We start from the raw sequence: 18,522 nt of genomic DNA on the forward strand, positions 1-18,522 counted from the left end.
CCGGCCCTCGCCTGCCGGACCGGACCGGGCAGGACCCGTCAGCGCCCGATCATCCCGTGCGGGTCGATGACGAACTTCTTCGGTGCCCCCGCGTCGAACTCCGCGTACGCGGCGGGGGCCTCGTCCAGGGAGATGGGCGTCGCGCCGACGGCCTTGGCGATCTGCACCTTGTCGTGCAGGATCGCCATCATCAGGCCCCGGTGGTACTTCATGACCGGGCACTGCCCCGTCGTGAACGACAGCGACTTGGCCCACCCGGTGCCCAGGTCCAGCGACAGGGAACCCTTCTTGGCGGCCTCGTCGACGCCGCCGGGGTCGCCGGTCACGTACAGGCCCGGGATGCCCAGGGCACCGCCGGCCTTGGTGACCCCCATCAACGAGTTCAGCACCGTGGCCGGCGCCTCGGTCCCCGACCCCTGGCCGTGCCCGCGGGCCTCGAAACCGACGGCGTCCACGCCGCAGTCGACTTCGGGAACCCCGAGGATCTGCTCGATCTGGTCCTTCGGTTCTCCCTTCGACACGTCGACGGTCTCGCAGCCGAAGCTGTGGGCCCGTTCGAGCCGGTCGGCGTTGAGGTCGCCGACGATGACGACGGCCGCCCCCAGCAGTTGCGCCCCGACCGCGGCGGCCAGGCCCACCGGCCCGGCCCCGGCGATGTAGACGGTCGACCCGACGCCGACCCCGGCGCTGACGCACCCGTGGAAACCCGTCGGGAAGATGTCGGAGAGCATGGTCAGGTCGAGGATCTTCTCCATCGCCTGGTCCTTGTCGGCGAACCGCAGGCAGTTGAAGTCCGCGTACGGCACCAGGACGTACTCGGCCTGGCCGCCGACCCAGCCGCCCATGTCGACGTACCCGTACGCCGAGCCGGGCCGGTCGGGGTTGACGTTCTCGCAGATCCCCGTCTTGCGTTCCTTGCAGTTGCGGCACCGGCCGCAGGCGATGTTGAAGGGCACCGAGACCAGGTCACCGACCTGGAGGAACTCCACGTCGCGACCCACCTCGACGACCTCGCCGGTGATCTCGTGGCCGAGGACGAGGTTGGGCGGCGCCGTCGTCCGGCCACGCACCATGTGCTGGTCCGAACCGCAGATGTTGGTGGCGACGAGTTTGAGGATGACCCCGTGCTCGACCTTGCGGCCGACGTTGGCGGGATTGACGCCGGGGCCGTCCTTGAGTTCGAACGTCGGGTAGTCGATGGTCTGCACCTCGACGCGGCCGGGCCCGAGGTAGGCGACGGCGCGGTTGCCTGCGGAAGTTCCGGTCGTGGTCACGGACGAGTCCCCTCTCACGTCGGCACCGACTCCGGTGTCGGCGCGCTGAGGCTCACCCAACCCCGCGAGCGGGCGGCGCGCAAGGGCCTGATCACGCCGGTCACCACTGGCAACGCGGTTCCTACCGTAGGTAGCCACCCCCGGCGACGCACCCGGTGGGGAGCGCCGTAGCGTCCCCCGCATGGAACTCACCAAGCACACCCACGCGACCGTCGTCCTGGCCAAGGACGGGGCGTCCCTGCTGGTCGACCCGGGGGCCTACACGCCGAACACCCCCGACCTGCTGGCGAGCGCCGACGCCGTGCTGTACACGCACGACCACCCCGACCACGTCGACGTCGAGGCGCTGCAGGCCGCGCTCGCCCAGCGCCCGCGACTGCCGGTGTTCGGGCCGGCCAGCGTCGCGGACGCCGTGGGCGGGGACGCGGTGCGCACGGTGAGCGCCGGTGACACCTTCGAGGTGGCGGGTTTCGCCGTGCGGGTGTTCGGCGGCCGGCACGCCGTCATCCACCCCGACGTGCCGCTGGTGCAGAACGTCGCCTTCCTCGTCGACGACGAGGTGTTCCACCCCGGCGACGCCTACGAGGTGCCGGGGGTGCCGGTGGAGGTGCTGCTGCTGCCGACCAGCGGCCCGTGGACGAAGGTCGCCGAGGGGGTGGACTTCGTGCGCGCGGTGCGACCGCGGCGCGCCGTCGCGATCCACGACCTGATGCTGTCCGACGCGGGCCAGAGCAGCACTGCCCGCTTCATCGGCGAGCTCGGTGGGGTGCCCCTGGAGGTCGTGCCCGTCGGGTCCACCATCACCCTGTGACGAGCGCTCCGTCCGTCGCCGGCACGGCGTGGGCGCGCACGACCGAGGCGTACCAGTAGCCGCTGTCCTTGATCGTGCGCTGCTGGGTCGTGTAGTCGACGTGCACGACGCCGAAGCGCTTGGAGAACCCGTAGCTCCACTCGAAGTTGTCCAGGAAGGACCACAGGTAGTACCCGGTGACGGGGGCACCGGCCTCCACGGCGTCGAGCACCGCCGCGAGGTGGTCGCGCAGGTACCGGGTGCGCTCGACGTCGTGGACCCGCCCGGCGACGACGACGTCGTCGTAGGCGGCGCCGTTCTCGGTGACGATCAGTTCCAGGCCGGGGTGCTCGCGGTGCAGCCGCAGCAGCAGCTCGGTCATGCCGCGGGCGTCGACGCTCCAGCCCATGGCGGTCTTGTCCCCGGGCAGCTCGGGGAACTCCACGTCCTGCGCGGCCACCCACGGGCTGTGCGCGCTGGCGCCGTGCCCGTCGTTCTCGGCGCGGGGTGTCGTCCCGTCCCAGGCCCGCACGACCGTGGGGCTGTAGTAGTTCACGCCGAGCGCGTCCAGCGGCTGGTGGATCAGGTCTAGGTCGCCGTCGCGCACGAAGGACCAGTCGGTGACGCCGGCGGTGTCGGCCAGGACGTCGTCGGGGTAGCGCCCGCGCAGCACCGGGTCGAGGAACACCCGGTTCTGCAGGCCGTCGACGCGGCGCACGGCGTCGGCGTCGGCGGCGGTGGTCCCCTCGGTGCGGACCCAGGCCAGGTTCAGCGTCAGGGCCACCCGCGCCCCGGGGGCGGCGCGGCGGACGGCGGCGGCCCCGAGGCCGTGGGCGAGGTTGAGGTGGTGGACCGCGGCCAGGGCCGCGGCGGGTTCGGTGCGCCCGGGGGCGTGCACGCCGGAGGCGTAGCCGAGGTAGGCCGAGCACCACGGCTCGTTGAGGGTGATGAAGGTGCGCACCCGGTCCCCCAGGGCGGCCGCGACGACCTCGGCGTACTCGGCGAAGCGCTCGGCGGTGCGCCGCGACGTCCAGCCGCCGGCGTCCTCCAGGGCCTGCGGCAGGTCCCAGTGGTACAGGGTGACCGCGGGTTCGATGCCCGCGGCGAGCAGTTCGTCGACCAGCGCCGAGTAGAACGCCAGGCCTTCGGCGTTGACGGGACCGAGGGCGTCGGCGCTGACCTGCGGGGTGATGCGCGGCCAGGCGACGGAGAACCGGTACGAGGCCATCCCCAGCCGCTGCATGAGCGCGACGTCCTCGCGGAAGCGGTGGTAGTGGTCGTCGGCGACGTCACCGGTGTCCCCGCCGACGACCCGGCCGGGGGTGTGGCTGTAGGTGTCCCAGATCGAGGGTGTGCGCCCGCCCTCGGCGGCCGCCCCCTCGACCTGGTAGGCGGCCGTGGCGGTGCCCCAGACGAAACCGGGCGGGAAGGCGCGCGCGGTGGCGCTGGGGGCGGTGGGGCGTTCCTCGGTGGTGGTCACGGGGACCCTTCCTGGCGACGGGACGGTGGGTTCGGGGTTCGGGGTTCGGAGTGCGGTGGGCGCGGGGCGGCTCAGCCCTTGACGGCGCCGGCCATGATGCCGCTGACGATCTGCTTGCCCAGCAGGGCGAAGACGACGATGACCGGCAGGGTGCCGACGAGGGTGCCCGCCATGATGATCGAGGTGTCGGGCACGTACCCGCTGCCGAGGTTGTTCAGCGCGACCTGGACGGTCGGCATCGAGGAGTTCAGTGCGATGACGGGCCAGAAGAAGTCGTTCCAGGCCGTCATGAAGGTGAGCATCCCCAGCACGGCCATCCCCGGGCGGGCGATGGGCAGCACGATGCTGACCACGGTGCGGGTCGAGGAGGCGCCGTCGACCTTGGCGGCCTCGAGCAGTTCGTCCGGCAGCGTCTGCACGAGGTACTGACGCATGAAGAACACGCCGAACGCCGTGACGAGCGAGGGCAGGATCACCGACTCCAGCCGGCCCGCCAGGTTCCAGTCGGACATGATCTTGTACAGCGGCACCACGCCGAGGGTCGGCGGGATCATCAGCGTGCCGATGGTCACGGCGAACAGGGCGTCCTTGCCGCGGAACCGCAGCTTGGCGAACGCGAACCCGGCCAGGGTGCAGAACAGCAGCGTGCCGAGGGTCGTGGCGCCGGCGACCACGAGGGAGTTCACGATGGCCAGGCCGATGGCCTGCTGCTCCAGCGCCGTGGCGATGTTCTGCCACAGGTACGGGCCGGGCAGGAACGGCGGCGGGGACTGCGTCATCTCGGACATCGGCCGGCTCGCCGCGACGACCATGTAGTAGAAGGGCACGAGGAAGACGAACGCCGTGATGCCGAGCAGCACGTAGGTCAGCCAGCCGGCGGCGTCGGGAGCGCGGTAGCGCCTGCGCGCCCCGGGCGCCGGGACGGGGGCCGCGAGCGCGGCCTCGCGGACGGTCGTGGCGCTCATCGGCGGGCTCCTTCGGTGTCGCGGTCCCGCCACCGGGCCAGCGCGGTGTTGAGCAGGACGAGGACGATGATGAGCAGGAACGTCACCCAGGCGATCGTGGCGGCCCGGCCCAGGGCGCCGAAGGCCCAGCCCTGCTGGTACATGAACAGGCCCAGCGTCTGGTACTGGTTCAGCGCCCCGCCGTCGACCCCGCCGAACAGCAGCGGCTCACCGAACAGCTGGGTGGCGCCGATCGTGGAGACCACGACGGTGAACAGGATCGTCGGGCGCAGCCCCGGCAGGGTGACGTGCAGGAACTGCTGCCAGCGGTTCGCGCCGTCCAGGGCCGCGGCCTCGTACAGGTCGTGCGGGATGGACTGCATGCCGGCGAGGTAGATCAGGGCGTTGTACCCGGTCCAGCGCCAGATGACGATGACCGAGATGGCGATCTGCGCGCTGAGGTCGCCGTTGCGCCAGTCCAGGGCGTCCAGGCCCACCAGCGACAGCAGCCAGTTCGCCAGGCCGGCGTCGCGGCCGAAGATCTGCGCGAACACGAGCGTCGAGGCGGCCACCGAGGTGGCGTACGGCATCATCATCGACACGCGGAAGAAGTTCCGGGCCCGCATCCGGTAGTTCAGCAGGTGCGCCAGCCCCAGGGCCAGCAGCAGCTGCGGAACGGTGGACAGCACGCCGAGGGAGAACGTGTTCCACAACGCGTTGTAGAACTTGCCGTTGGTGAACAGCCAGACGTAGTTGTCCCAGCCGTTGAACTCCGGATCGGCGCCCAGTTCGTAGGAGTGGAAGCTGATCCACATCGTGTAGACCAGCGGGAAGAGCCCGAAGGCGAAGAACAGCAGGAAGAACGGGGCGATGTAGGCGTAGGGCGCGGCCAGTCCCTCGAACCGGAACAGCCGCGAGCGCAGCGTCGGTTCCGGAGCGGTGGCCTTCGCGCCGGAACCGGGCGGAACCGGTGGTGCGGTGGTGCTCTGAGCGCTCACGGCGTCTCCTCGCGGGTCGGGTTCGGGGCGGCGGCGGGAACGGGGTGGCCGCCGGGTGCGGCGGCCACCCCCGGTCCGGCGGGGATCAGCCGATCTGGTTGGCGAGGTCGCTGGCGGCGCTGTCCCAGGCGGCGGCGGGAGCGACCCCGTTGACCTCGACGGACAGCAGCGCCTGCACCAGCGAGGACTTCACGACCGCGTCCTCCTCACCCAGGACCTGGGTGGGGGCGGCCTCGGCCGCCTGCGAGAAGATCTGCCCGATCGGGGCGCCCTGGAAGTACTCGTCGGTGGCGTCGGCGACCAGCGGGAACGCCTTCGTGTTGGACGGGAAGTTCCCGCCGACCTCGAAGACCTTGGCCTGCTGCTCGGGGTCGGTCAGCCACTTGACGAGCTTGGCGGCCTCCTCCTGGTTCTTGCTGGAGGCGGGGATCCCCAGGTAGGCGCCACCCCAGTTGCCCCCGGCGCCGCCGGGCAGGGACGTGACGTTCCACTTGCCGCTGCCGGCGTCGCCGGCCTTGCCCTTGATGTAGCCGACCATCCAGGCGGGGCAGGCGATGGTCGCGAAGGAACCGCTGCCGAAACCGCTGTCCCAGGCCGGGTCCTCGAACTGCTCCAGCTTGGCGGTCAGTCCCTCCTGCGCGGCGGCGGCCGCGGTGTCGAAGGCGCTCTTCACGGCGGGGTTGCTGTCCCAGACCAGCTCGCCGGCCTGGTCGTAGTAGATCTCCTCCTCGGTGGAGACGATCGCGTTGTAGAAGCCGCCGGCGGAGTCCATCCAGGCGGTGCCCGCGGGCGCCTTGGCCTTGAACTCCCGGCCCAGCGCCACGTAGTCGTCCCAGGAGGTCATCCGGGCGGACAGCTGCGCGGGGTCGGTGGGCAGCCCGGCCTGCTGGAGCAGGTCGCTGCGGTAGCACAGGCCCATGGGGCCGATGTCGGTGCCCATGCCGAGGACCTTGCCGTCCTCGGTGGTGGCGGCGGCCGACTTCCACTCGGGGTAGTTGGCGGTCTGCTCCCCCGCCACGGTGGTGGACAGGTCGACCCACTTGTCGTCCTGGTTGGCCACGACGTCGGCGATGCGCCCGACCTCGATGCCCTGGATGTCGGCCGCGCCGTTGCCGGAGGCCAGCTTGGTCTGCAGCGCGGGCCAGTAGTTGTTCTCGCCCTGGGTGGACTCGTACTGGATGGTGACGTCCGGGTTGAGCTTCTCGTACTCGTCGAACAGGCCGGCCTCGTCGAGGCCGAACGTGCCGAAGAGGCTGACGCTGAGCTGGGTCCCGCCGTCGGCGGCCGTCGCGTCGGAGGAACCCGCGTCGGTGGTGCTGCAGGAGGACAGCAGCAGGGCGCCGCTGACCGCAGCCGCCGCGGCGGCCAGGGTGGTCTTGCGGATGGTGGTCATGGGAACTCCTCGGGCCCCGCCGGGTCGGCGGATCGTCAGTGATCGTGGGTCCGTGAGAGCGCTCTCAAGAAAGAGCCGAGATACCGTGAGAGCGCTCTCAAGGGGTGGGTACAGCCTGAACCCAGGACCCGGCCGCTGTCAACGGCTCAGGACGTGGCGCGTTCGACCAGTTCCGTCGGAGCCGTCACGTTGCCGACCTCGTCCGCGCCGTCGACCAGCGCCAGCAGCATGCGGGCCAGCTCGCGGCCCATCTCGACGACCGGCTGGCGCACCGTCGTCAGCGGCGGCGTCGCGGCCGCCGCGAGGGGCGCGTCGTCGAAACCGACCACGCGCACCTGCCCGGGCACGGACCGGCCCGCCGCCGCCAGCGCCTGCAGGGCACCCGCGGCCATGAGGTCGTTGGCCGCGAACACCCCGTCGAGGTCGGGCCAGCGCGACAGCAGCGTCTCCGTCGCCGCGCGACCGCCGTCGACGCTGAAGTCGCCGCACTCGGCCAGGCCCGCGGCGAAGCGGCGACGCTGTGCGCGCAGCTCGGCGCGGAAACCCTCCAGCCGCTCCTGCCCGACCCGCATGTCCATCGGCCCGGTGACGGTGACCAGACGCCGGCAGCCGCGCTCCACCAGGTGCCGGGTGGCCGTGCGCGCACCCCCGACGTTGTCGGCCGAGACGAACGGGACCGGGGAGGACTCCTCGTACGGGCGCCCGGACATCACCACCGGGATCCCCGCACCGCGCAGGTGCTGCGGCAGCGGGTCCGGCCCGTGCACCGAGACCAGGATCGCCCCGTCCACGTGCCCTCCGCGGGCGTAGCGCTCGAAGCGCTCGCGCTCGCGTTCGGTCGAGAGCACCACCAGGACCAGCTGCACCTCCCGCTCGGCGAGCTGGGACTGGGCCCCGCTGAGCACCAGCGGGAAGTAGGAGTCGGCGAAGAACCGCTCCACCGGCTCGACGACGACCAGCGCCACCGAGCCGCTGCGGCGGGTCACCAGCGTGCGGGCCGCCTGGTTGGGCACGTAGGACAGTTCCGAGGCGGCTCGCAGGACGGCCTCGCGCGCCGCCTCGCTGACCCGGGCGTACCCGGCGAGCACCCGTCCCGCGGTCGCCCGGGAGACGCCGGCGCGGGCCGCGACGGACTCCAGGGTCGGCGCGCTGGGGCTGGGCACGGCGGCTCCCGGGTCAGTGGTGGAGGGTCAGCGGTTCGAGCGGGCCCATCCTCGCAGGCCGCGGATCCCCAGGACGGCGATCGCCGTCCCCAGCACCAGGCTCACGACCACCAGCACCAGGTGCACGAGGAAGAACGGCTGCGGCCCGTCCTGCCAGGAGCGTTCGTCACCCCAGATGTTGCGCAGGAAGTTGGGCCAGATGAACCAGCTCCAGACACCGAACAGGACGAGGAACCAGCTGGCGGGTTTGGACAGGACCACGGTCCGATCCTGCCACCCGCGTCAGTGGTCGCGGCGTCGCACCAGCCCCAGGGCCGCACCCGCTCCCACGAGGCCGAGCAGGACACCGGACACGAAGGGCCCCCGGCGCCGGCGCGCCGGGGCCTTGAGCTCCTCGGGCACCTCCGGGCCGAGCGGGACGACGAGGCGGGCGGCGGCCATGAGGTCGGGGTTCAGCGAGCCGCTGTCCTCGGCGCGCACGGCCGCCAGGGACGCGGCGAGCAGGATCAGCCGGCCGATGAGGTTCATGAGCACCAGCAGGACGATGAGGGTGACGGCCGAGCCGACGAACGCCCCGCCCCCGTCGGCGCTGCGGCTGGCGATGGTCGTGCCGAACTGCTTGAGGATCCCGATGCCGACCCCACCCAGGACCGCGCCCTGCAGCAGGTCGCGCACCGGGACGTCCGCACCGGGCAGGAACCGGAACACCGCGAGGAAGGTGAGGGTGTCGAAGACGAACGCCACGGCGAAGCCGAGGATCGCGAGCAGCCACCGCGACCACGTCGACGGCTCGAAGCCCATGACGTCGAGCAGGAACTCCCCCGCTGCGTTGGTGGCCACGACCGAGGCCACCGACAGCAGGACCCCGAAGCCGATGATGACCAGGCCGCCGACGTCGCGCAGCTTGACGAGGGCGAAGTTCCCGCCGCCGGAGTCCTCGCCGAAGACGGCGCGCACCCCCTGGCGCATGCCGTCGATCCAGCCGATGCCGGTGAACAGGCCGGTGCCGATGGACACCAGCAGCGCCCAGGTGAGCGTGGTGTTGTTCAGGTAGTCGTCGATGTAGATGCCGCTGGCCCGGTCCTCGCCGCCGGCCGGGGTGGCTCCCTCGTGGACCAGGCCCGGGGCGTAGACGTCGACCCCGGCCACGAGGTTGCGCACCACCCAGTCCCGCAGCTCGGGGGTGTTCTGCATGACGAAGCCGACCAGCGTCAGCGTGACGGCGAGCGCCGGGAAGATGGAGAAGAAGGCGAAGTAGGCGATGCCGCCGGCGAGCACGTTGCCGCGGGCGTCGCCGTACTTCTTGTAGGCCCGGGCCGGCACCGTCCGCTGCACGGTGCTCACCGCGCTCTTGGCCTGCTCGACCGCGCTCACGCCGGGCCACGCCCCCTCACTGCTGGAAGGTGAAGTCCTCCCGTGGCCGCCAGACGCCGTCGGCGCCGTGCTCGTAGAGGCTGAACCCCTTCACGGTGAAGGTCGCCTCCCAGTCGCGCAACACGAGCTCGGCGCGGTCCAGCGAGGGCTCGTCGACGTCGTGGGCGACGGTGACGTGCGGGTGGAAGGGGAAGGCGATGTCCGCGGTGAGCGGGCCGGTGCGGATGGCGGCCTGCAGCAGCTCGCACTCGGAGATGCCGCGGGCGAGCTGGATGAAGACGACGGGCGAGACCGGCCGGAAGGTCGCCGTCCCGCGCAGGTGGACGTCGAACGGCGCCGCGGTCGCGGCGGTGGCCTCGAGGTGGTCGCGGACGGCGTCGATGTCGGCCCAGGCCAGCTCGTACGGCGGCAGCAGCGTGATGTGCGGCGGGATCGCCCGGGCCCGCGGGTCGCCGAACGCCTCGCGCCAGGCCGTCAGCTCGGCGGCGTGCGGGGCCGGCACCGGGATGGAGACCCCGATCGTCCGGACCTGCGCGACGTGTTCTGAGCTCACCGGGGACGTCCCACCAGGCCCACGCGGTCGTACACCGTCGCGAGCGTCCGCTCGGCGATCTCGTTGGCGCGGTCGGCGCCGCGGGCCAGGAGCTCGTCGAGGGCTCCCGGGTCGGCCATCAGCTCGGTGGTGCGGGCCCGCACCGGGCTCAGGGCGTCGGTGACGACCTCGGCGAGCTCCTTCTTCAGGTCCCCGTAGCCGCGACCGGCGAAGTCCTGCTCGAGCTGGGCGATCGAGCGCCCGGACAGCGCGGAGTGGATCGAGAGCAGGTTGGACACGCCGGCCTTCTCGACGGGGTCGAAGGAGACCTCGCGGCCGGTGTCGGTGACGGCCGAGCGGATCTTCTTCGCGGTGACCTTCGGGTCGTCCATGACGTCGACGATCCCGTTCGGCGAGGAGGACGACTTGCTCATCTTCGCCGTCGGTTCCTGCAGGTCGAAGATCTTGGCCGTCTCCTTGGGGATGAACGGCTCGGGCACGACGAAGGTGTCGCCGAAGCGGGAGTTGAAGCGCTGGGCGAGGTTGCGGGTCAGCTCCAGGTGCTGACGCTGGTCCTCACCGACGGGCACCTCGGCGGCCTGGTAGAGCAGGATGTCGGCGGCCATGAGGACGGGGTAGGTGAACAGCCCGACGGTGGTGGAGTCCGCGCCCTGCTTGGCCGACTTGTCCTTGAACTGCGTCATCCGGCTGGCCTCGCCGAAGCCGGTGATGCAGGACAGCACCCACGCCAGCTGCGCGTGCGCGGGGACGTGGCTCTGCACGAACAGCGCCGAGCGTTCGGGGTCGATGCCCGCGGCGATGTACTGCGCGGCCGTGCGGCGGGTGCGCTCGCGCAGCTCGGCCGGGTCCGGGGCCACGGTCAGGGCGTGCAGGTCGACGACGCAGTAGAGCGCCTCGTGGGTCTCCTGCAGCGCCACCCACTGCTTCAGTGCGCCGAGGTAGTTGCCGAGGTGCAACGACCCCGAGGTCGGCTGCATCCCCGACAGGAGCCGCGGGCGACCCGTCGCAGTGGTGGAGAGTCCTGCCTGTCCCGACATGTCTCCATCCTGCCAGCCGCGGCAGAGCGCTCCGAGCCCAGGCCGCGTGTGCGGTTGTGTTCGGTTCTGGTTGATCCCGGTTGACGCGCCGGGTCGTGACCGGCATGCTCGGCGGGTGCGGCGATGGAGCGAGGGACAGCACGCGGGACGACAGGGTCTGGCGTTCGGGGCGGACTACAACCCCGAGCAGTGGCCCGTCGAGGTCCGCCGCGAGGACGTGCGGCTGATGGCGCAGGCCGGGGTGAACCTCGTCTCGGTCGGGATCTTCTCCTGGAGCCTGCTGGAACCGGAGCCGGACCGCTTCGACTTCGGCTGGCTCGACGACGTCCTGGACGACCTGCACGCGGCCGGGGTCGACGTCAGCCTGGCGACCGCGACGGCCTCCGAACCGGCGTGGCTGGCCCAGCGCTGGCCCGAGGCGCTGCGGGTGGACGCCGCCGGCCGCCGCGTCGTGTTCGGCAGCCGGCAGAGCTGGTGCCCCAGCTCCCCGGTCTACCGGGAGCGCTCGCTGAAGCTCGTCGAGGCCCTGGCCACCCGCTACGCCGAGCACCCCGCGCTGCGGTTGTGGCACGTCAGCAACGAACTCGGCTGCCACAACCCGCACTGCTACTGCGACGTCAGCGCGGAGTCGTTCCGCCGCTGGCTGAGCGGGAGGTACGGCGACGTGGAGGCGCTGAACGCCGCGTGGGCGACGGCGTTCTGGAGCCAGCACTACACCTCCTTCGAGCAGGTGCAGGCGCCCGGGTCCACGTCGACGTTCAAGAACCCCACGCAGGTGCTGGACTTCGCACGCTTCTCCTCCGACGAGCTCCTGGGCCAGCACCTGGCCGAGAAGGAGGTCCTGCGCCGGATCACCCCCGACGTGCCGGTCACCACGAACTTCATGATCGGGTCGCAGCTGAACCCGCTGGACTACGGTCGCTGGGCGCTGGAGCAGGACGTGGTCTCGAACGACCACTACCTGATCCACGGCGCCTACGACGACCCGCGCGGGGAACTCGCCTACTCCGCCGACCTGACCCGCGGGGTCGCGGACGGGCAGCCCTGGCTGCTGATGGAGCACTCGACGTCGGCGGTGAACTGGCAGCCGGTGAACATCGCCAAACCCGCCGGGCAGATGCTGCAGGACAGCCTGTCCCACGTCGCCCGCGGCGCCGACGGGGTCTGCTTCTTCCAGTGGCGCCAGTCCGCCGGTGGCGCCGAGCAGTGGCACTCCGCCATGGTTCCGCACGCCGGCGAGGACTCCGAGCGGTTCCGCGAGGTCGTGGAACTGGGCGCGCTGCTGGACCGGCTCGGCGAACTGCGCGGGTCCACCGTGACCCACGACGTCGCGATCCTCGTGGACTGGCAGAACGCCTGGGCGATGGGTGGGGAAACCCTCCCCTCGGACCGGGTCCGCCACGCCGACCTGGCCCTGCGGATCCACGGGGTGCTGCGGGCCGCGCACCTCGGCGCCGACGTCGTGCCCGTCGGGGCGCACCCCGGGGACCTGGCCACCGTGCTGTCGCGGTACCGGGTGCTCGTGGTGCCCACGCTGTACCTGTGCGACGACGCCACCGCCGCGGCGGTGCGCGCGGCCGCCGAGGCCGGCACCCACGTCCTGGTCACCTACCTGTCCGGGATCGTCGACGGGAACCTGCGCGTCCGCCTCGGCGGGTACCCCGGCGCGTTCCGCGACCTGCTCGGCGTGCGGGTGGAGGAGTTCCACCCGCTGGCCGACGGCGTCGCCTGCGAACTCGACGACGGCACCGTCGGCGACCTCTGGACCGAGATCGCCACGGCCGCCGACGACGTCGAGGTCCTGGCCTCCTACGCCGAGGGCGCCACGGCCGGCTGCCCCGCGCTGACCCGCCGGGACCTGCCCTCGGGCGCCTCGGCCTGGTACCTGGGCACCTCCGTCGACGACGAGGCGCTGGAACGCGTCCTGCGGGAGGTCTGCGCCGCAGCGGGTGCGAGGCCGGTGGCCGCCGCGCAGGGCCCGGTCGACCTGGTGCGCCGGCGTGCCGCCGACGGCCGCAGCTGGCTGTTCGCGCTGAACCACGGCGAGGAACCCGCGACGGTCCAGACCCGCGGTGTCGACCTCGTCTCCGGGCAGGACGTCGACGGCCTGGACCTGGAGCCGGGGGCCAGCGCCGTGGTGCGGGAGGGCTGAGTGCTCGCCCACCAGCGGCAGGAGGTCATCCTCGAGGCCGTCCGCACCCAGGGCGGGGTCCGGGTCGCCGAGCTCGTCGAGCAGCTCGGCGTCTCGGAGATGACGGTGCGGCGCGACATCGGGGAACTGTCCCGGCAGGGGCTGGTCGCGCGGGTGCACGGGGGCGCGGCCGCGCTCGGCCGCTCCAGCGAGGAACCGGGTTTCGCGGCCAAGTCCACGCTGCGGACCGAGGCCAAGCAGGCGATCGCGCGGGAAGCCGCGCGGTTCGTCGAACAGGGTTCCTCCGTGGCGCTGTCGGCGGGGACGACGACCGTCGCCGTCGCCCGGGAACTGCGCACCGTCGCCGACCTGACGGTCGTGACGAACTCCCCGCGGGTGGCCGACGTCCTGCACGAACCGGACCGGACGGTGGTCCTGTCCGGCGGGATCCGCACGCCCTCGGACGCCCTCGTGGGCCCCGTCGCCCTGGCCGGGCTGCGCGGGTTGCACGTCGACGTGCTGTTCCTGGGCGTCCACGGCTTCGACGTCGCCGCGGGCCTGAGCACGCCGAACCTGCTGGAGGCCGACACCGACCGGGCCCTCATGGACTGCGCCGCGCGGGTCGTCGTCGTCGCCGACGCCTCCAAGCGGGGCGTCGTGGGGTTGTCCTCGTTCGCGCCGCTGGACGCCGTCGACGTCCTGGTCACCGACGACTCCCTCACCGGAGCGGCCCGCGCCGAACTCGAACACCACGTCGGCGAACTCGTCGTCGCCAGCCCCGAAGGACCGCAGGAGGAAGAACAGTGACCCATCCGTTCCGGAAGACGTCGACCCGGATGGCCGACGGGCGCGAACTCGTCTACTTCGACGACACCGAACCGTGGCTGTCCGGCGACCGCGTCCGCGACGCCGTCGACCACCGGCCGCTGAAACCCGCGGACGAGACGTTGCGCGGCGGTGCCCAGGTCCGGTTCGACCCGCTGACGGGCGACTGGATCGCGATGGCCTCGCACCGCAACGACCGCACCCTCATGCCCCCGCCGGACCAGGACCCGCTGGCCCCCACGGTGCCCGGGGGGTTCCCCACCGAGATCGCCGACTCCAGCTACGACGTCGTCGCGTTCGAGAACCGGTTCCCGTCGTTCTCCAACCGCATCGGGGGTTCGGCGGGGCTCGTCGACGGTGAGGAGCTGTGGCCGACGCGCCCGGCGGCCGGTCGCTGCGAGGTCGTCTGCTTCACCTCCGACACCAGCGGCTCGTTCGCGACGCTGGACCCGCACCGGGCCCGCACCGTGCTCGAGGCGTGGATCGACCGCACGCAGGCGCTGAACGCGACCGAGGGCGTCGAGCAGGTGTTCGTGTTCGAGAACCGCGGCGAGGAGATCGGCGTCACGCTGCCCCACCCGCACGGGCAGATCTACGGCTACCCGTTCGTCACGCCCAAGACGGCCACCATGCTGCGCCGGGCCCGCGAGCACCGCCAGGCCACGGGCCGCAACCTGTTCCGCGACGTCCTGGACGCCGAACGACGTTCCGGCGCGCGGGTCCTGTTCGAGACCGAGCACTTCACGGCCTACGTCCCGGCGGCCGCGCGCTGGCCCGTGGAGGTGCACCTGGCCCCGCACCGCGACGTCCCGGACCTGCCGTCGCTGACGGAGGCCGAGCGCGCCGACCTGGTCCCGGCCTACCTGGACCTGCTCGGCCGCCTGGACCGCTACTACCCCGACGACCACCCGCTGCCCTACATCGCCGCCTGGTTCCAGGCCCCCGCCCGCGAGGGGCGCGAGGAGTTCCGCCTGCACCTGCAGGTGTTCAGCGTGCAGCGCGGTCCGGGCAAGGTGAAGTTCCTCGCCGGGTCCGAATCGGCCGCGGCGGCCTGGATCAACGACACGACGCCCGAGAAGGTGGCGGCCCGACTCCGTGAGGTCTCGCAGTGAATGCACCTGAGTTCTTCGACGCACCCGACCGTTCGACGACCGCCGAAGCCCTCGCGAAGGAGTTCCGCGACGTCTTCGGCGTCGGGCCCGCGGGCGTGTGGTCGGCGCCGGGCCGGGTGAACCTCATCGGCGAGCACGTCGACTACACCGGCGGCCTGTGCCTGCCGCTGGCGCTGCCGCACCGCACGTTCGTCGCGTTGCGCCCGCGCACCGACGGCGTGGTGCACGTCCGGTCGCTGCAGGAGGCCGGCGGCCAGGTCGACGTGGACCTGTCCTCGGTCGGCGCGGGCTCACCCACCGGCTGGGCCGCGTACGTGGCCGGAGTTCCGTGGGCGCTGCAGCAGCGGGGCCTGGCCGGCGAGGTGCTCAGCGGCGGTTTCGACGCCGTCGTCGACGGCCACGTGCCGTACGGCTCGGGGTTGTCCTCCTCGGCGGCGCTGGAGTGCGCCGTGGCGATCGCGCTGGGGGAACTGGCCGGTGCGCCGCTGGACGACGCCGGCCGGGCCGCGCTGGCCGGGGCCTGCCAGCTCGCCGAGAACGTCGTCGCGGGCGCGGCGACGGGCGGCATGGACCAGGCCGCGTCGCTGCGCTGCCACGAGGGCGGCGCGATCCTGCTCGACACCGACGACGACTCCGTCACCCAGGTGGCCCTCGACCTGGCCGGCGCCGGGCTGGCGCTGCTCGTCGTCGACACCCGCGCCGAGCACTCCCACGCCGGCGGCGAGTACGGCAAGCGCCGCGCCGACGTCGAACGCGCCGCGCAGCTGCTGGGCGTACCGAACCTGCGCGGGGTGGACCCGGCGGGGCTGGACGAGGCGCTGGACCGGGTCGGCGCCGAACCCGACGGGGAGGTGCTGCGCCGGCGGGTGCGGCACGCCGTCACCGAGATCGACCGGGTGCGCCGCACGGCGCAGCTGCTGCAGGCCGGGAAGGCGTCGCGGATCGGCGACCTGCTCGACGCCTCCCACGACTCGCTGCGCGACGACTACGAGGTGTCCTGCCGCGAACTCGACCTGACCGTCGACGTCGCCCGCGCCGAAGGTGCGCTGGGAGCCCGGATGACCGGCGGGGGTTTCGGCGGTTCGGCGATCGCGCTCGTGCCCGCCGACCGCGTCGGGGCCGTGGCCGACGCCGTCGCCGCGGCGTTCGCCGCCCAGGCCCTGGCCGCGCCGCGGTTCCTCACCGCCCTGCCCGCCGAGGGCGCCGGCCGCGACCTCTGACCCACCCCCGGCGCCTCCCGCTGTGCTTGATCACGAAAGTGCTCGATCACCGCTGTGCTCGATCGCGGTGATCAAGCACAGCGGTGATCAAGCACGGGGGTCAGCGGGTGGCGAACTGGTCGGCCGCCCCGGGCACGGGCTCGGCGAGGTCGTCGCCGAGGGCGACGATGCGGTTCGCGGCGTCCACGTGCACGACCTTGGGCACGTGCCGGGCGCGCTCGTCCTCGTCGAGGTCGACGTAGGACATGACGATCACCAGGTCCCCCGGCGACACCAGGTGGGCGGCGGCCCCGTTGATGCAGATCTGCCCCGTCCCGGCCGGCCCGACGATGACGTACGTCTGCAACCGGGCGCCGTTGGTGACGTCGACGATGTGCACCTGCTCGCCCTCGACGAGGTCCGCGGCCTCGCACAGGTCCGCGTCGATCGTCACCGAACCCACGTAGTGCAGGTCGGCCCGGGTGACGGTGGCCCGGTGGATCTTGCCGTTGAGCAGGGTTCGTCGCACCGGGGAATGGTAGGTCCCCCTGCGAGTGCGGGAGGGGGTCAGACGTCCATGCGCTGCAGCCGGACGGCGGACAGGACGACCGCGACGAGCGTGATCCCGACCAGCACGAGCGCCGACGCGCCGACCCCGGTCGAGGCGACCGTCCCCAGCGGCACGTCGCCGGGGATCGCCAGCGACGCGACCCGCCGGCCGTAGGAACCGATCGACAACCCCCGCAGCGCCGGCGCGAGCCCGGCCAGGAACGTCTCCCACAGCACGACGTACGCCAGCCCCGCCAGCAGCCCGCGGCGGGTCAGCAGCGACATCAGCACGAACACCGCGCAGTAGGCCGCCGAGGTGAGCACGGTCGCCAGCACCACCCCGCCGACCACCCGGCCGGCCGGCTGGTTCACCGACAGGCCCAGGACGGCGCAGGCGATCACGGCGGGCAGGCACACCACGACCGTGGCCGTCCACGCCGCCGCGAACCGCGCGAGGAGGGTGTGCCAGCGGGGCCGGGCGATGGCCCGAAGCAGCGGCAGCGTCCGCGCGTCCCGCTCGTCCCCGAAGGCGCCGATCGCCAGCACCAGCGCCACGATCGGGACGACCAGCCCCGTCAGCAGGTTGCCGGTGAAGGTGTTCTGCACCCCGTACCGGCTGGGCACGCTGGTGATGGCGATGACGGCGAACGTCACGGCCGCCACGACCAGCGGCAGCACCGCGAAACCGGCCGTCCGGCCGCGCAAGAGGATCCCGCGCAGCGAGAACCCGTACAACGTCGTGCCCACCGCACTCATCGGCCCGCTCCTCTCGCGGCGCGCACCAGGTGCGCGAACACGCTCTCCAGGTCCTCCCCGACGCCCTCGACGCGGCGCAGCGTCGCTCCCGCCTCCTTGGCCAGCCGGGGGACCGCCTCGGCCAGCGCCACCGCCCGCGGCGCCTCGACGAGGACGCCCGGGCGGCCCGCACCCTCCCGGCGCACCGAGTCCACCAACCCCTCCGACAGCAGCATCCCGGCCAGTTCCAGCACCCGTTCCCCCTCCAGCCGCACCGTGCGCGGCCGGTCGACCAGCAACTCCCGGATGCCGGCCGGCTCGCCCTCGGCGACCAGCCGGCCGTTGACGACGACGAGCACCCGGTCGGCCATCCGCTCGACCTCGGACAGGACGTGCGAGCTCACCAGCACCGTCCGCCCCTCGCGCCCCAGGGCGGCGAGCAGGTCGACGTCCGCGCGGCGCTGGGCCGGGTCCAGGCCGTTGAGGGGCTCGTCCAGCAGCAGCACCTGCGGGTCGTGCACGAGCGCCTGGGCCAGTTTCACGCGCTGCCGCATCCCCTTGGAGAAACCTCCGACGCGCCGGTCGGCGGCCTGCGTGAGTCCCACCCGGTCCAGGACCGCCCCGGTGGCCGCGCGGTACTGCTTCACCCCGCGCTGACGGGCCAGGAACTCCACCTGGGTGCGGGCCGTGGCGTGGGCCCAGGTGGCCTCGCCGTCGGCGACGATCCCCAGGCCCCGGTGCACGGCCGGGTCGGCGTGCGGGTCCGTCCCCAGCACGCGCACCGTCCCCTGGCTGGGACGGGTCCCCCCGGCCAGCATCGTCAGCGCCGTCGACTTCCCGGCGCCGTTGTGGCCGAGCAGACCGGTGACGCCGGCGTCGATGTGCACCGAGACGTCGGACAGCGCCACGGTGTCGGCGAACCACTTGCTGACGTTCTCGAACTCGATGGCGCTCACGCCGGCCTC

At 72.6% G+C, this 18,522-nt stretch carries 18 protein-coding genes; 5 read left to right on the forward strand and 13 right to left on the reverse strand.

The genetic code is table 11. The features are described 5' to 3' along the window. Positions 1-38 precede the first annotated feature (38 nt). Positions 39-1,274, reverse strand: a complete 1,236-nt coding sequence (fdhA, locus tag ACRYR2_RS05825) for a formaldehyde dehydrogenase, glutathione-independent (RefSeq protein ID WP_432561890.1) — start codon at positions 1,272-1,274, stop codon at positions 39-41. Between the two features lie 181 nt (positions 1,275-1,455). Here fdhA and ACRYR2_RS05830 point away from each other — a divergent pair, with 181 nt between their 5' ends. Beyond that, complete coding sequence (locus ACRYR2_RS05830; RefSeq protein WP_432561891.1) at positions 1,456-2,085, forward strand: MBL fold metallo-hydrolase; 630 nt, start codon at positions 1,456-1,458, stop codon at positions 2,083-2,085. Here ACRYR2_RS05830 and ACRYR2_RS05835 read toward each other — a convergent pair. The 9 genes from ACRYR2_RS05835 to trpS form a co-directional block, all read right to left on the reverse strand. Next, a complete protein-coding gene (locus tag ACRYR2_RS05835; protein WP_432561892.1) occupies positions 2,075-3,544 on the reverse strand; it encodes a GH1 family beta-glucosidase in 1,470 nt (489 codons plus the stop codon). The genes ACRYR2_RS05830 and ACRYR2_RS05835 overlap by 11 nt on opposite strands. Positions 3,545-3,615: 71 nt before the next feature. Beyond that, entirely contained in the window at positions 3,616-4,509 is an 894-nt protein-coding gene (locus ACRYR2_RS05840) for a carbohydrate ABC transporter permease (RefSeq protein WP_432561893.1), read from the reverse strand. Continuing rightward, a complete protein-coding gene (locus tag ACRYR2_RS05845; RefSeq protein WP_432561894.1) occupies positions 4,506-5,486 on the reverse strand; it encodes a carbohydrate ABC transporter permease in 981 nt (326 codons plus the stop codon). The genes ACRYR2_RS05840 and ACRYR2_RS05845 overlap by 4 nt, the downstream gene beginning before the upstream one ends. 85 nt (positions 5,487-5,571) lie before the next feature. Beyond that, positions 5,572-6,879 (reverse strand): ABC transporter substrate-binding protein, encoded by a 1,308-nt coding sequence (locus ACRYR2_RS05850; protein ID WP_432561895.1) that lies wholly within the window; start codon positions 6,877-6,879, stop codon positions 5,572-5,574. A gap of 146 nt (positions 6,880-7,025) precedes the next feature. After that, on the reverse strand, positions 7,026-8,042 hold the full coding sequence (locus ACRYR2_RS05855) for a LacI family DNA-binding transcriptional regulator (protein WP_432561896.1): 1,017 nt from the start codon (positions 8,040-8,042) through the stop codon (positions 7,026-7,028). A gap of 27 nt (positions 8,043-8,069) precedes the next feature. Further along, positions 8,070-8,303, reverse strand: a complete 234-nt coding sequence (locus tag ACRYR2_RS05860) for an SCO4848 family membrane protein (RefSeq protein WP_432561897.1) — start codon at positions 8,301-8,303, stop codon at positions 8,070-8,072. A 21-nt stretch (positions 8,304-8,324) separates the two neighbouring features. Then, positions 8,325-9,416, reverse strand: coding sequence for a YihY/virulence factor BrkB family protein (locus ACRYR2_RS05865; protein ID WP_432561898.1), 1,092 nt, complete (start codon positions 9,414-9,416; stop codon positions 8,325-8,327). 16 nt (positions 9,417-9,432) lie between these two features. Next, positions 9,433-9,969, reverse strand: coding sequence for a 2'-5' RNA ligase family protein (locus tag ACRYR2_RS05870; RefSeq protein ID WP_432561899.1), 537 nt, complete (start codon positions 9,967-9,969; stop codon positions 9,433-9,435). Beyond that, on the reverse strand, positions 9,966-11,006 hold the full coding sequence (gene trpS / locus ACRYR2_RS05875) for a tryptophan--tRNA ligase (RefSeq protein ID WP_432561900.1): 1,041 nt from the start codon (positions 11,004-11,006) through the stop codon (positions 9,966-9,968). Before trpS ends, ACRYR2_RS05870 begins: the two co-directional genes overlap by 4 nt. A 115-nt stretch (positions 11,007-11,121) precedes the next feature. Here trpS and ACRYR2_RS05880 point away from each other — a divergent pair, with 115 nt between their 5' ends. Genes ACRYR2_RS05880 through galK form a run of 4 tightly spaced genes read left to right on the forward strand, consistent with a single transcriptional unit; the run spans position 11,122 to position 16,294 of the window. Continuing rightward, positions 11,122-13,158: a beta-galactosidase gene (locus ACRYR2_RS05880; protein WP_432561901.1), complete on the forward strand. Its 2,037-nt coding sequence runs from the start codon at positions 11,122-11,124 to the stop codon at positions 13,156-13,158. Next, positions 13,159-13,944, forward strand: coding sequence for a DeoR/GlpR family DNA-binding transcription regulator (locus ACRYR2_RS05885; RefSeq protein WP_432561902.1), 786 nt, complete (start codon positions 13,159-13,161; stop codon positions 13,942-13,944). A gap of 29 nt (positions 13,945-13,973) precedes the next feature. Further along, complete coding sequence (gene galT / locus ACRYR2_RS05890; RefSeq protein WP_432562009.1) at positions 13,974-15,074, forward strand: galactose-1-phosphate uridylyltransferase; 1,101 nt, start codon at positions 13,974-13,976, stop codon at positions 15,072-15,074. After that, a complete protein-coding gene (galK, locus tag ACRYR2_RS05895; RefSeq protein ID WP_432561903.1) occupies positions 15,071-16,294 on the forward strand; it encodes a galactokinase in 1,224 nt (407 codons plus the stop codon). Before galT ends, galK begins: the two co-directional genes overlap by 4 nt. A gap of 100 nt (positions 16,295-16,394) precedes the next feature. Here galK and panD read toward each other — a convergent pair whose 3' ends face one another. From panD to ACRYR2_RS05910, 3 genes are read right to left on the reverse strand one after another with little or no spacing between them, the layout of a single operon-like run. Beyond that, positions 16,395-16,802, reverse strand: a complete 408-nt coding sequence (panD, locus tag ACRYR2_RS05900) for an aspartate 1-decarboxylase (protein WP_432561904.1) — start codon at positions 16,800-16,802, stop codon at positions 16,395-16,397. A gap of 38 nt (positions 16,803-16,840) precedes the next feature. Beyond that, on the reverse strand, positions 16,841-17,578 hold the full coding sequence (locus ACRYR2_RS05905; RefSeq protein WP_432561905.1) for an ABC transporter permease: 738 nt from the start codon (positions 17,576-17,578) through the stop codon (positions 16,841-16,843). After that, a complete protein-coding gene (locus ACRYR2_RS05910; RefSeq protein WP_432561906.1) occupies positions 17,575-18,513 on the reverse strand; it encodes an ABC transporter ATP-binding protein in 939 nt (312 codons plus the stop codon). Before ACRYR2_RS05910 ends, ACRYR2_RS05905 begins: the two co-directional genes overlap by 4 nt. Between the last annotated feature and the right edge of the window lie 9 nt (positions 18,514-18,522).

This window comes from Kineococcus deserti (assembly GCF_050871945.1).
Lineage (GTDB): Bacteria > Actinomycetota > Actinomycetes > Actinomycetales > Kineococcaceae > Kineococcus.

Coding starts and splice junctions, on each gene's coding strand:
- ACRYR2_RS05850 (WP_432561895.1), bottom strand. CDS start 6,879: ATGACCACCATCCGCAAGACCACCCTGGCCGCCGCGGCGGCTGCGGTC.
- ACRYR2_RS05840 (WP_432561893.1), bottom strand. CDS start 4,509: ATGAGCGCCACGACCGTCCGCGAGGCCGCGCTCGCGGCCCCCGTCCCG.
- ACRYR2_RS05830 (WP_432561891.1), top strand. CDS start 1,456: ATGGAACTCACCAAGCACACCCACGCGACCGTCGTCCTGGCCAAGGAC.
- ACRYR2_RS05905 (WP_432561905.1), bottom strand. CDS start 17,578: ATGAGTGCGGTGGGCACGACGTTGTACGGGTTCTCGCTGCGCGGGATC.
- galT (WP_432562009.1), top strand. CDS start 13,974: ATGGCCGACGGGCGCGAACTCGTCTACTTCGACGACACCGAACCGTGG.
- trpS (WP_432561900.1), bottom strand. CDS start 11,006: ATGTCGGGACAGGCAGGACTCTCCACCACTGCGACGGGTCGCCCGCGG.